The following is a 12,649-nucleotide window of genomic DNA, read 5'->3' on the forward strand; positions in this document are numbered from 1 at the left end:
GAATAACGTGTAACCTTTTCTAATAAACGTTCTCCAAACATCCTAAACTGTAAAATCAATCCCCCTACCCTTTTACCATTATCTTCTCCAAAATATGCTATAATAATACCAAAAGATAAAGAAGGAAGACTTATGATTAAACTACTAGCCTTGGATATGGACGGAACCCTCCTCAATGAAGCCAAGGAAATCCCACAAGCTCACATTACTGCTATTCACAAAGCCATTGAAAAAGGTGTCAAACTGGTACTTTGTACGGGCCGCCCCCTTTTCGGTGTCCTCCCCTACTACAAAAAACTGGGGCTTGACCTCCAGAATGAGTATGTGATTGTTAACAACGGTTGTTCAACTCACCAGACCAGTGACTGGGGACTAGTTGACTGGCAAGAACTCAGTCCATCTGACATTGAATACCTCTATGACCTAGCTGAAAAAAGTGATGTTCAGTTGACTCTTTTTGATGAGGAGCATTATTTTGTCCTCGGTGGCAAGCCCAATCAAATCGTTCAAAATGATGCTAAACTAGTATTTTCAGACCTGACTGAAATTTCTCTTGAGGAAGCGACTAGTGGCAAGTATCGCATGTTCCAAGGTATGTTTTTAGGTACAGAGGAGCAAACAGACGATTTTGAAGAGCGTTTTGCTACAGAACTCTGCCAACGATTTAGTGGAGTTCGTTCGCAGCCTGTTATTTATGAAGCCATGCCACTTGGAACGACAAAGGCTACTGCTCTTTCACGACTAGCAGATATTTTGAAGATTGATTCCTCAGAGATTATGGCTATGGGCGATGCTAATAACGATATCGAAATGCTCCAGTTTGCAGGACTTGGCATTGCAATGGGAAATGCCAGCGATTATGTCAAATCTCTTGCGGATTCCGTTACAGCCAGCAACGAAGAAGACGGCGTTGCGCGTGCCATTGAGAAATATATTTTATAATTAAGAAGCCCAGTTCATATCAACTGGGTTTTGATATTTAAGAATTCCTAAAACTTTAGAAACTCTTTAGAAATCCTTGAGCTTTCTTTGATTTCTATGCTTTATACTAAAGTTAACAAAATAAATCAAAAGGAGAGAATCATGAAAACAGTACTCGACATTCATGGATTGTCCAAAAACTTTGACAAACAAGCTATTCTTCAGGATCTTCATTTAACGATAAGAGAGGGAGATATTTATGGACTTATAGGGAAGAACGGAGCTGGGAAAACCACCTTGATAAAAATCATTACGCAACTACTGTTTGCAGATAAAGGAACTGTTTCCCTCTTTTCTAGCCATTCGGAAAATGAGTGGACCAAGGCTCTATCTCGAGTAGGTTCAGTGATCGAATCACCCGTAGCACATAATCACTTAACAGCCTATCAAAATCTGAAATATTATTGTATGATTCGCCATATTCCAAATGCTGATCAAGTCATTCGAGAAACGCTGGACTATGTAGGTTTGGCAGATATAGGTAAAAAAGTCTTTCGTGATTTCTCGCTAGGAATGAAACAAAGACTTGGTATCGCCATTGCCCTCCTATCTAAACCAGACTTCCTGATCTTAGATGAACCTATCAATGGTCTCGACCCAATCGGTATCAAAGAATTTCGACTCATGATTCAACGCCTCAATCAAGAAAAAGGAATCACCATTCTCATCTCTAGCCATATCTTGTCAGAACTCTATCTCGTAGCAAATCGCTTTGGTATTTTAGATCAAGGCAAGATTATCCGTGAAATCAGCAAAGCTGAATTTGAGACACTAAGTGAGGATTATATTGTCCTTAAGACAGCTGACCAAGAGAAAGCTTGTCAAGTATTAAAAGAACAAATCCAGCTCCAGTTCAAGGTTGTTAATCCAGAAAATGAAATTCACATCTTTGGTCAGGAACAAGATGTCAAACAGATTCTCAAGGAATTAACCTTGGCAGATGTTGCCATTGACGAGATTTACTATGCCCGTCAAAACCTAGAAGAATACTTCACTCAATTGGTCCAATAGGAGGAAAATCATGATACATACCATTCAAGCAGACTTTTACCGTCTTTTCCGCTCCAAAGGATTCTGGATTACAGAATTCATTCTCTTTGTCCTCTTGCTAATGGGTGCCACTATCGGGGCTACAGGCCATCTGATGGCAATCCAGACAGAAGAACCAGAAATTCCAACCCATGGTTGGGACGGTATTCAAGCTCTGATCAATGCGTCTAGCAATGATTCAAACCTTGTTTTTCTCTGCATTATTCTAACATGTTTAGTTCTTGGGGTCGATCTAATCGGCAAGCTTTATAAAAATAGTTTGACAGTTGGCGTTTCTCGTACAGAGTTTTTCTTCGCTAAATCCTTTGTTCTAGCAAGTATCGCTCTCTTACAACTCATCGCCAGCCTTGTGATTGCTTTTGTTCCCTCAACTCTACTAAACGGACTTGGTACGATACCTGATGGTTTTGTTACTAATCTCCTCTTAATGATTTTCCTTCAATTTCTCTGCCTTCTCGCTTGGCTTTCGATTATTTCCTTTATTCTCTACCTGACTCATTCTTATCTTGCCGTATTTATTGGTTATCTGATTAGCTCTATCATCCTTTCTATGCCAATGATCATTTTTCCAAATATCAAATTTTTACCATATTTGTCCTTGCATTTTTCCTATGCTATGACTGCTAATAGTGAATCCATTTTCTATACACTTATAGTTACCTTAGCTGTTATTGTAATCTTTAATCTAAGTGGACTGGCAGTTTTCAAAAAGAAAAGTCTATAAAAAATGACCTCCTCTAGCCTACAGAGGAGGTTTCTTCTGTTAAAAATAAATAAAGACCGAAAACCATTCACCATCAGTGGCTAGCTTCATCTCTGCACCGAGAAGATGGCATAATTCCTCAGTGATATAAAGGCCTAAACCAGAGGATTCTTCCGTATCAGATAGATTTTCAGAATAAAAACGGTTGCTGAGATTTTCTATTCTTTTGATGGGCTGTTTGACAAGGTTTGCAACCTCTAAGACAAGCTGTTCCTTTTCCTTTCGCAAAGATAGACGCGCTTCTTCCTTGCCATGTTTGAGGACATTCCCAAGCAAATTTTGTAAAATTCGATCCAGCAAGTCTTCATCAGTCCTCGTTGTTAAACCAGCTTCAACCTTAAAATCAAGCGTGATATTTGCCGCCTGAAAAACATCATAATAAGCCAAAGTCTTCTTGGTAATAAAAGCTGAAAAATCCACTTCTTCCAGTTTCGGTTTGACAGCTCCTTCCATCAAACGACGATATTCTAGAAGAGCCTCCAAACGTTTGGAAACTAAATCAAGATGCTGGGCTATTTTTTGTAAGGTTTCTGATTTGTCTTCAGGAGACTTTATCAATTGTTGGGTGTAGCCTGAAGCGATGGTCAGAGGGGTCCGAATATCATGGGCGATATTGCTGATGGCCATATCCAGAGTCTGCTTTTCCCTCTTCATAACCAATCGAGATTGCTCTACTTCCTGAAATAGATTCTCAATCTGCTGATAAAGATGTAAAAAATGTTTGGAAAAAATGCTGACTCCAACTCTTTTCATACTACCCGTGAGAATCTTGTCTTCAATCTGTTGACTCAAGTTTTTAAGTGCTAGATGGTAGCGAATCAATGCAATCGATAACATAATTAGAAGTACCAGTAGGACAAAAATTATCATGTAGGTCATTGCTTGTCTCCTTTTAATCTTACCCCAACTCCCCAAATGGTTTCAATATATTCTTGATTTGGGTCAAGCTGATTTAATTTTTTACGAAGATTACTCAAATGCGTATTGAGAGTATTATCTCCAGGTAGATAGCTCTCCTCCCAGACCAATTCATAAAGTTCTTCCTTGGTAAAAATTTTCTTAGGGTGTTTAAGGAGAGTTTGGAGAATCAAGCATTCTTTCTTAGCAAGACGAATCGTTTCCTGACTATTTTTGATTTCAAAACTTTCTGCATCAAACTGGATATTTTTCAAGTTTTGTGGCAGATTTTCAGTTTTTACTATTTCCACAGACTGTTTTTCTGCACTTTGGCGTAATTGAACAGTAACTCTAGCAAAGACTTCGTCCAAATCAAAAGGTTTCACTATGTAATCATTGGCACCGTCTAAGAGGTATTGACTAATTAACTTCTTATCGCTCAAAGCTGTTAGCATAATGACTGGAATTTGACTTTGTTCCCTGATGGATTTTAAAACCTGATCCCCATTTTTCCCAGGAAGCATGATATCTAGCAAAACGAGGTCAATCCCACCTTGGTCAAAACGCATGATTCCTTCTGTACCAGAAAAGGCCTGAATCACCTCATGCTCCTCAGTAAGAAGTGTTCGCAAAATCTCTTGAATGTCACTATTGTCTTCAATAACCAATATCCTAGCCATAAATACCAACCTTTCTGCAACTATTATAGCATGTTTTATTGATAAAAAGCTCCTCGCATAAAAGCGCGAGAAAGCCTTAGAGGATTAAAATATAAAATCTACTTGTTAGATAACATAGTATTTTTTGTTGCTAATAAGAAGTTAGTCTAGCAGAATGAATATCCCATTTCTCCCCTACTAGTCCGTAATTCGTTGATACATTTCGGGTCTTCTATCTCGAAACAGTCCCCAATTTAGGCGCTCACTTGCTCCCTTGTCTAGGTCATAAGTTGCTAATAGAACAGCTTCATCTTGTCTTTCAGCTTGCTCTAGAATAGCTCCTGTTTCATCCGTCATAAAGGATGAACCGTAGAAGTCAAGACTGGAACTCTGTCCACCATTTTCCTCACTTGGAGTGACTTCCTCTAATCCATAACGATTGGCTGCAATGACTGGGACAATATTTGCTGCTGCGTGTCCTTGCATGGTACGTTGCCAATGACCACAACTATCTGTATCCAAAATCGGCTCTGAACCGATGGCTGTTGGATAAAAGAGCAATTCAGCACCATTTAACGCAAGACAGCGCGCTGTTTCAGGGAACCATTGATCCCAACAGATACCGACCCCAATCTTGGCATAGCGAGTATCCCAGACCTTGAAACCTGTATTGCCAGGTGTGAAATAAAATTTTTCTTGATAATAATGGTCGTCTGGTATGTGGGTCTTTCGATAAACGCCCAGCACTTCACCATCTGCATCAATGACGGCAATAGAGTTGTACAAGACATTGCCGTCTTTTTCATAGAAACTGATTGGTAAAACAACTTTTAGTTCTTTAGCAATCACCTTAAAATGCTGAATGGCTGTATTGTCTGTCACCGACTGGGCATGCTGGTAGAAGTCATACTGACGTTCCTGACAGAAATAGGGACGTTCAAACAACTCTGGTAAGAGAATGATTTGTGCGCCTTGTTCTGCAGCCTGACGTACTAAGCGCTCCGCTGTTTGAATATTTGTTGCCACATCCTTGTCACATTGCATCTGAATTGCTGCAACTTTTACATTTCTCATCTTTTTCTCCTATTCTGGGATTTGTTGGGTGATACAGTGAATATTTCCACCACCTAAGAGAATATCTCTGGCTGGAATTCCGACAACTTTACGATCTGGGAAACACTTACTGAGAATATCTAAGGCTACTTGGTCGTTTTTATCTTGAAACTGGGGAACCAAGACTGCCTTGTTAGCAATATAGAAATTGACATAGGAAGCTGCTAGTCGTTCACCTGCGTATCGCTCTTCTTCTCCTTCTTCATAGATGTAGCCTGGCAAATCCTCTTCGGTTACAACCTGATGAATAGCTGGAATAGGAAGTTTATGAATGGTGAAGGGACGACCTTTTGCATCTGTTTCCTTTTCTAAAAGTGCTAAATCAGCTGCTGACATGGCATACTGAGGATCAGTTTCGTCTTCCGTCCAAGCCAAAACAAGCTCAGCAGGACCAACAAAGGCAGCAACATTGTCAACGTGTTCATTGGTTTCATCTTGATAAATACCATAAGGAAGCCAGATAACTTTTTCAGCTCCAAGGCACTCTAATAAGGTATTTTCGATTTCTTCCTTACTAAGATGAGGATTGCGACCAAGACTGAGAAGGCAACTTTCAGTCACGAGAATGGTTCCTTGACCATCGCTGTGTATCGCTCCGCCTTCAAGGACAAAAGGTTTGGCATCGTAAACAGGCATTTCCAAGGCCTCAGCAAAACGACTAGCTACTTGGTCATCATCTTCATAATCTTGATAAAGACCATCAACAGCACCACCCCAAGCATTGAAAGACCAATCCATGGCTAATTTCTGGCCTTTATCATTGACAAGAATAGTCGGACCTGTATCACGCGCCCAGGCATCATTGGTGGGAATGTCTAAATAAACAACGCTATCTCCAAGGTAGTCTTGGGCTTCAGATAGATAATCCTGCTCCACCAAAAGATAGACTCTTTCCCCTTGAGCAATAGTTTTGATAATCTGGCTAAATGCTGCTTTAGCAGCTTTTCCTTGAAAAGGCCACGATCCTGGTCGAGTCGGCCATATCATGAGGGTACCATGGTGTGCTTCGTACTCTGCTGGCATGCGATAACCTAATTTTTTGGGACTGTCCATCATGATAATCTCCCTTTAAAATCTTGATAACCGAAGGCTTTGACTAAGCTACAGTCACCCTGCTCGTCCATGAGATAGAGACTTGGCAATCCAATACCATTAAAGGTATTATTTTTGACAAATGAGTAAATAGCCATATCTTCAAAATAAAGTCTGTCTCCGATTTGAACTGGATTTTCAAAGCTATAATCACCGATCACATCTCCTGTCAGACAAGTATTGGAAGAAAGTCTATATGTATGGGCTTTTTCCTGTGCCTCAAAGCCATTTCTCAAAGGTGGACGATAGGGCATCTCAAGTACATCAGGCATATGGCAGGTCGCAGAGGCGTCTAAAACCAAGATTTCCATACCGTTTTCTACAATATCCAATACTTCAGTTGCTAGATAACCAGCATTGAGTGCAATGGCTTCACCCGGCTCGATATAGATTTCAAGACTGTAAGTTTCTCGGATACGCTTGATTTCTGAAATCAGTAAATCCACATCGTAACCTTCTCTTGTGATGTGATGACCACCACCCATATTGAGCCATTTGACCTGATGCAAATACGGTCCAAATTGCGCTTCTACTGCTTTCAAAGTTGTTTGTAAATCATCTGCTCCCTGCTCGCAAAGGGTGTGAAAATGAAGGCCGTCAACCAAATCCAGCAAATCACTAGGAATTTTATCTAGTGTCACGCCAAAACGAGAACCAGGTGCACAAGGATCATAGAGAGCGTGATCTCCTTGAGTTGAACACTGAGGGTTAAGTCGCAAACCCACACTTACACCAGCATCCCGACACCAGGCCCCATGTTTACGCAACTGTCTTTCTGAGTTAAAGACGATATGGTCCGTTATCTCTAACAATTCCTCCAAGTCTGCATCCTTGAAAGCAGGCGCAAAAACATGGACTTCCCCCGAGAACTCTTCTCTAGCTAACTTAGCCTCGTAGAGACCACTTGCAGTTGTACCAGATAGATACTGGCTAATCAAGGGATAGGTTTTGTAAAGGGAATAGGCCTTCTGGGCAAGCAAAACCTTGCAACCAGCTTCTTCTTGAACATATTGTAGGATGCGGCAGTTGGCTTCTAACTTTGCTAAGTCAATAACATAGGCTGGTGTTGGTACTTGTTCTAACTTCATCAGTCCACCATTTGTGGATTTTCAACCACAACCCAAGGCAAACCATACTCATTCAAAGCTTCCATGAATGGATCTGGATCCAACTCCTCAAGGTTATACACTCCAGCTTGATTCCAAGTACCGTTCATAACCAATTTTGTCCCAATCATGGCTGGAACACCTGTTGTGTAAGAAATGGCTTGTGAACCAACTTCTGCATAACATTCCTGATGGTCACAAACATTGTAGATGTAGATGGTCTTTTCAACGCCGTCTTTGACACCTGTAAAGATACATCCAATATTGGTTTTACCTACAGTACGTGGGCCAAGGCTGGCTGGATCTGGAAGTAGCGCTTTTAAAAATTGAATCGGAACGATGTCTTGTCCATTAAAGTTAATGGTATCCGTACGAAGGAGCCCAACATTTTCCAAGCATTTCATGTGAGTTAGATAAGATTGGCCAAAAGTCATAAAGAAACGAATTCGTTTGACACCTGGAATGTTTTTCGCCAATGATTCAATTTCTTCATGATGAAGGAGATACATGTCTTTTTGCCCAACCTGAGGAAAATCATACTCGCGCTTGATTGACATAGCTTCCACTTCGACCCATTTCCCATCTTCCCAGTAAGAACCTGGCGCAGAAACCTCGCGGAGATTGATTTCTGGGTTGAAGTTGGTCGCAAATGGATAACCGTGGTCACCACCATTACAGTCTAAAATATCGATATAGTGGATTTCATCAAAGTAGTGTTTGAGGGCATAGGCTGAAAAGACACTAGTCACACCTGGATCAAAACCAGATCCAAGCAGAGCGGTCAAGCCAGCTTTTTTGAATTTCTCCTGATAAGCCCATTGCCATGAGTAGTCAAAGTAGGCTGTAAAACCAAGTTCCTTGCAACGTTTCTCATAAATAGCACGCCATTCAGGATCTTCTGTATCCTCAGCCTCATAGTTGGCGGTATCGATATAGTGGACTCCTGTTGCCAAACAAGCATCCATGATGGTCAAGTCTTGATAAGGCAAAGCTACGTTCAAAACAGCTTCTGGCTTGTAGCTTTCAATCAAAGCAATCACTTCTTCAACCTTGTCAGCGTCAAGGGCAGCTGTCTCAATCTTAGTATTTGTTTTGCCTTCTAATTTAGCCTTCAAGTCATCACATTTTGACTTGGTACGGCTAGCAATCATAATTTCTGTAAAAGTTTCGCTATCTTGACAAATCTTTGAAATAGCAACTTGGGCAACGCCCCCACATCCAATAACTAATAAACGACTCATTTTTTTCCTTCCTCTTCTTCTAAAATGTCCTCAACATACTTGGGCAACATAAAGGCTCCTACATGTAAGTTTGCAGTGTAGTATTCTGTGAAAAGCTGGCGTTTTTTCCAGCCTTCCTTGTCAAAATCTTTGACAGGGTGGTATTTTTTTGATGCAAATCCAAACAACCAATAGCCAGCTGGGCTAGTTGGAATATGGGCCTGATAAACCCGACTGATTGGAAAGGCTTGATTGACCTTGCGGTGCATGCTTCGGCAAGCTGACTCATCTTCGTCAAAGAAAGGACTACCATGCTGGTAAATCATGATACCGTCTTCTTTAAGAGCACGATAGCTATTACCGTAAAATTCCTTGGTAAAAAGCCCTTCCGTATGTCCAAATGGATCTGTCGCATCGTTGATGATAATATCATAGTCATCTTCGCAGTTTCGCAAAAAGCGTAGCCCATTTTGGTAGTAAATGGTAACACGAGGGTCATCAAGCCCTGCAGAAAAGTCTGGGAAATACTCACGACAGACTTCAACTAGCATCTCATCCGGTTCCACGATATCGATTTGTTCCAATTCTGGATACAGTGTCAAAACTTGAGCAACACCGCCGTCGCCACCCCCAATAACCAAGACTTTCTTTGGATTTGGGTGGACAGCCATGGGAACGTGGACGGTCATTTCGTTGTAGACAAAGTCATCCGCATCTGAGAACAAGACGTGCCCGTTTAAAATCAAAATCTTTCCAAAAGCTGGCGTATCCAAGACTTCGATATCCTGCCATTCACTTTTTCCAGCGTAGAGTTGCTTGGCTGTTCTCAGGGATAATTTCACATCTGGAGTATGAACTTCAGAAAACCATAAATCCATCTAGTTCTCCTTTCTCTTAATGACGTTGATGTGATTGACCTCAGGATCTTCCGTTCCTTGGAGGGAGCAACCACGTTCCTTGGCAAATTGGATATAGTCTACAATTTCACGAGTAATGCGTTCACCAGGAGCCAAGATAGGAATCCCTGGAGGATAGCACATGACAAATTCTCCACAGACCTGTCCAACAGATTCATCCAAGGTCAAACTTTTTCTCTCTGAATAGAAGGCTTCCTGAGGGGATAATACCAACTCGGGCTGAATATATTCTCCAGCTATTAAGTCCTTCCCATCTCGTGAATAGAGTCTCTTGATATCAGCCAAAGCACCGACCAAGCGCTCGATGTCTTGGATGCGGTCACCAATCGAAATATAGGCCAAGATATTGCCAATATCACCAAACTCAATCTGAATGTCGTATTCGTCTCGTAAGAGGTCATAAACCTCGATACCTGTTAAGCCAATACCCTGAGTGTAAACTGACAGCTTGGTCACATCAAAATCACAAACCGAAACACCGTCTATTAACTCTTTTGAGTAAGCATAGTAGCCACCGATAGCATTGATTTCACGACGAGCATACTCGGATAGCTCAATGACCTTCTCAAAGGATTCTTTACCGCGTAGGGCCAAGTTACGACGCGAAATATCCAAACTAGCCATCAACAAGTAAGAGGCAGATGTAGACTGGGTCAGGTTGATAATCTGACGAACGTACTCAGAATTCATCTGCTCCCCGATTAAAAGAAGCGAACTTTGGGTCAAACTTCCACCAGACTTATGCATAGATACCGCCGCCATATCAGCCCCTGCATCCATGGCAGAAATTGGAAGTTTATCTGTAAAATGCAAATGCGCTCCGTGGGCCTCATCTACCAAAACCATCATGCCAGCTTCATGAGCCATTTCTGTCACCCCCTTTAGGTCTGAACAGATTCCGTAGTAAGTAGGATTGTTAATCAAAATGGCCTTAGCATCTGGATGGTCCTTTATGGCTTTGGCTACTCGGTCATTTTCAAGACCTAAAGCGATACCAATTTTAGGATCTACACTCATCTCGATATAGATGGGAATAGCACCACATAGAACCAGAGCATTGATAGCAGATTTATGGACATTTCGTGGCAAAATAATCTTATCTCCTGCCTTGCAGGTGGAAAGAATCATAGTCTGCACCGATGAAGTTGTTCCCCCAATCATGAGAAAGGCATGGGCTGCTCCAAAAGCATCAGCTGCCAGCTCCTCTGCATCCCGAATAATCGAAATGGGGTGACCAAGATTATCCAAGGGTTTCATCGAATTGACATCAATGCCAACACATTTTTCCCCTAACAGTTCCACCAATTCTGGATTTCCCCGTCCACGTTTGTGACCTGGTACATCAAAGGGAACAATACGTTTCTTGCGTAACTTCACCAAGGCCTCATAAATTGGGGCTTGGTTTTGATCTAACTCTTTCAAGACATACTCCTTTCCATATTTTTAGGACCTTATGAAAACTAAGGAACTAAAGGTTGACTCATGAAAAAAGAGCAGGTTTTCACCTGCTCTGCAATCTTCTGACGTTTTTATGTTTGTTTCTGTTGAGTATGTCTGTTCCCGATGTTTCCTAACTCTCTAGTAGCAAATATTACGTACTTTATTGATCGTTTCACAAGATGACGTGTGCTTTCACCACACTAAAAATTTATGAATTAGGACAAGTGTCCTAACATCAACTTATAAAAGTAGGCTTTTAACCCTATCAATAATGTGGTTTTTCAACCACGCTTCGGCATTCAACCCTGCCTGTCCGTAGGCATTTTTTACTCGGGTTTATATTTGCTAGAAAACATCATCTCATTTTCTAAGCTTTATTACTATATCATGTTTTTAAGAACTTGTAAAGCGGTTTACGAAAAAAATATAAAAAAGTTCGCAAAATATTTGGATTTTATTTGATTTGATACTAATTATTCTCTTGTAAACGATTATAAAGTGAACAAAATATTTATCGTATTTAATTTAAAATTTTTTATGCTATTCTATACTCTTTACCTTCGGTATTTGATCTATTAGAGAAGATGTCGACATTTTTATATCATTAAAATCGTGCAACTTTTTTCAGATACTTTTAAAGGATTGATTTCCCTATATTTTTCCTTTATACTGGATAAAAAGGAGAATAATATGTCAGAAACAAATCACGAAATTGATTCAAATTTTGCAGGTCGTTTAAATATCCTGCGTGCTGGTGTTCTTGGTGCTAATGATGGAATTATTTCCATCGCTGGTGTGGTTATCGGGGTGGCCAGTGCTACCAGTAATATCTGGATTATCTTTTTATCAGGATTTGCAGCTATTTTGGCAGGTGCCTTTTCAATGGCTGGTGGAGAATATGTATCCGTTTCAACTCAAAAAGATACCGAGGAAGCAGCCGTTGTGCGTGAGCAAGTCTTGCTAGACCAAGATATGGAGCTAGCTAAAAAGTCTCTCTACGCTGCCTATATTCAAAATGGCGAGTGTGAAACATCAGCCCAACTTCTCACCAACAAGGCCTTTCTTAAAAACCCGCTCAAGGCTTTGGTAGAGGAAAAATATGGGATTGAGTATGAAGAGTTTACCAATCCTTGGCATGCTGCTATCTCTAGCTTTATTTCTTTTTTCCTTGGTAGCTTACCACCCATGCTTTCAATTACCATTTTCCCAAGTGAATATCGCATCCCTGCTACTGTCCTTATTGTCGGTGTAGCCCTTCTTCTCACTGGCTACACTAGTGCCAAACTTGGAAAGGCTCCAACCCAAACGGCTATGATTCGGAACCTTGCTATTGGTCTCTTGACCATGGGAGTTACCTTCCTGCTCGGACAACTTTTCAGCATTTAGAACAAAAAAACACCTCGATTTTGAA

General features: G+C 40.9%; 12 protein-coding genes. 4 read left to right on the plus strand and 8 right to left on the minus strand.

Annotated features, from left to right (window positions below; translation table 11 throughout):
- Positions 1-132: 132 nt before the first annotated feature.
- From HMPREF1048_RS11280 to HMPREF1048_RS11290, 3 genes are all read left to right on the plus strand, one after another.
- A complete protein-coding gene (locus HMPREF1048_RS11280) occupies positions 133-942 on the plus strand; it encodes a Cof-type HAD-IIB family hydrolase (RefSeq protein ID WP_000593578.1) in 810 nt (269 codons plus the stop codon).
- Positions 943-1,083: 141 nt separating this feature from the next.
- Positions 1,084-1,992 carry an ATP-binding cassette domain-containing protein gene (locus HMPREF1048_RS11285; protein WP_000859640.1) on the plus strand — a complete coding sequence of 303 codons (909 nt, stop codon included), beginning with the start codon at positions 1,084-1,086 and terminating at the stop codon, positions 1,990-1,992.
- Positions 1,993-2,002: 10 nt separating this feature from the next.
- Positions 2,003-2,755 carry an ABC-2 family transporter permease gene (locus HMPREF1048_RS11290; protein WP_000581964.1) on the plus strand — a complete coding sequence of 251 codons (753 nt, stop codon included), beginning with the start codon at positions 2,003-2,005 and terminating at the stop codon, positions 2,753-2,755.
- Positions 2,756-2,794: 39 nt separating this feature from the next.
- Here HMPREF1048_RS11290 and HMPREF1048_RS11295 read toward each other — a convergent pair whose 3' ends face one another.
- From HMPREF1048_RS11295 to HMPREF1048_RS11330, 8 genes are all read right to left on the minus strand, one after another.
- Complete coding sequence (locus HMPREF1048_RS11295; RefSeq protein ID WP_000221845.1) at positions 2,795-3,673, minus strand: sensor histidine kinase; 879 nt, start codon at positions 3,671-3,673, stop codon at positions 2,795-2,797.
- Positions 3,670-4,371, minus strand: a complete 702-nt coding sequence (locus HMPREF1048_RS11300; RefSeq protein ID WP_000101118.1) for a response regulator transcription factor — start codon at positions 4,369-4,371, stop codon at positions 3,670-3,672. Before HMPREF1048_RS11300 ends, HMPREF1048_RS11295 begins: the two co-directional genes overlap by 4 nt.
- Before the next feature lie 177 nt (positions 4,372-4,548).
- Positions 4,549-5,424: an N-carbamoylputrescine amidase gene (aguB, locus tag HMPREF1048_RS11305; RefSeq protein WP_001246716.1), complete on the minus strand. Its 876-nt coding sequence runs from the start codon at positions 5,422-5,424 to the stop codon at positions 4,549-4,551.
- Positions 5,425-5,433: 9 nt separating this feature from the next.
- A complete protein-coding gene (gene aguA, locus HMPREF1048_RS11310; RefSeq protein ID WP_000969468.1) occupies positions 5,434-6,519 on the minus strand; it encodes an agmatine deiminase in 1,086 nt (361 codons plus the stop codon).
- Positions 6,516-7,643 carry a carboxynorspermidine decarboxylase gene (nspC, locus tag HMPREF1048_RS11315; protein WP_000764372.1) on the minus strand — a complete coding sequence of 376 codons (1,128 nt, stop codon included), beginning with the start codon at positions 7,641-7,643 and terminating at the stop codon, positions 6,516-6,518. The genes aguA and nspC overlap by 4 nt, the downstream gene beginning before the upstream one ends.
- The gene (locus HMPREF1048_RS11320) at positions 7,643-8,902 is read right to left on the minus strand and encodes a saccharopine dehydrogenase family protein (RefSeq protein WP_000088757.1); all 1,260 of its coding nucleotides are present in this window, start codon (positions 8,900-8,902) and stop codon (positions 7,643-7,645) included. Before HMPREF1048_RS11320 ends, nspC begins: the two co-directional genes overlap by 1 nt.
- Complete coding sequence (gene speE, locus HMPREF1048_RS11325; RefSeq protein ID WP_000366732.1) at positions 8,899-9,759, minus strand: polyamine aminopropyltransferase; 861 nt, start codon at positions 9,757-9,759, stop codon at positions 8,899-8,901. Before speE ends, HMPREF1048_RS11320 begins: the two co-directional genes overlap by 4 nt.
- Positions 9,760-11,220, minus strand: coding sequence for an aminotransferase class I/II-fold pyridoxal phosphate-dependent enzyme (locus HMPREF1048_RS11330; RefSeq protein WP_000660992.1), 1,461 nt, complete (start codon positions 11,218-11,220; stop codon positions 9,760-9,762).
- Between the two features lie 708 nt (positions 11,221-11,928).
- Here HMPREF1048_RS11330 and HMPREF1048_RS11335 point away from each other — a divergent pair.
- The gene (locus tag HMPREF1048_RS11335) at positions 11,929-12,624 is read left to right on the plus strand and encodes a VIT1/CCC1 transporter family protein (RefSeq protein ID WP_000005267.1); all 696 of its coding nucleotides are present in this window, start codon (positions 11,929-11,931) and stop codon (positions 12,622-12,624) included.
- Positions 12,625-12,649: the final 25 nt, after the last annotated feature.

This window comes from Streptococcus mitis SK575 (genome assembly GCF_000257865.1).
Classification (GTDB): domain Bacteria; phylum Bacillota; class Bacilli; order Lactobacillales; family Streptococcaceae; genus Streptococcus; species Streptococcus mitis_CQ.

Bases quoted from the DNA above. Each gene is read 5' to 3' on its own strand.
- HMPREF1048_RS11290 (WP_000581964.1), top strand. From the start codon at position 2,003: ATGATACATACCATTCAAGCAGACTTTTACCGTCTTTTCCGCTCCAAA.
- HMPREF1048_RS11295 (WP_000221845.1), bottom strand. From the start codon at position 3,673: ATGACCTACATGATAATTTTTGTCCTACTGGTACTTCTAATTATGTTA.
- HMPREF1048_RS11280 (WP_000593578.1), top strand. From the start codon at position 133: ATGATTAAACTACTAGCCTTGGATATGGACGGAACCCTCCTCAATGAA.
- HMPREF1048_RS11300 (WP_000101118.1), bottom strand. From the start codon at position 4,371: ATGGCTAGGATATTGGTTATTGAAGACAATAGTGACATTCAAGAGATT.
- speE (WP_000366732.1), bottom strand. From the start codon at position 9,759: ATGGATTTATGGTTTTCTGAAGTTCATACTCCAGATGTGAAATTATCC.
- aguB (WP_001246716.1), bottom strand. From the start codon at position 5,424: ATGAGAAATGTAAAAGTTGCAGCAATTCAGATGCAATGTGACAAGGAT.
- aguA (WP_000969468.1), bottom strand. From the start codon at position 6,519: ATGATGGACAGTCCCAAAAAATTAGGTTATCGCATGCCAGCAGAGTAC.
- HMPREF1048_RS11320 (WP_000088757.1), bottom strand. From the start codon at position 8,902: ATGAGTCGTTTATTAGTTATTGGATGTGGGGGCGTTGCCCAAGTTGCT.
- HMPREF1048_RS11335 (WP_000005267.1), top strand. From the start codon at position 11,929: ATGTCAGAAACAAATCACGAAATTGATTCAAATTTTGCAGGTCGTTTA.
- HMPREF1048_RS11285 (WP_000859640.1), top strand. From the start codon at position 1,084: ATGAAAACAGTACTCGACATTCATGGATTGTCCAAAAACTTTGACAAA.
- nspC (WP_000764372.1), bottom strand. From the start codon at position 7,643: ATGAAGTTAGAACAAGTACCAACACCAGCCTATGTTATTGACTTAGCA.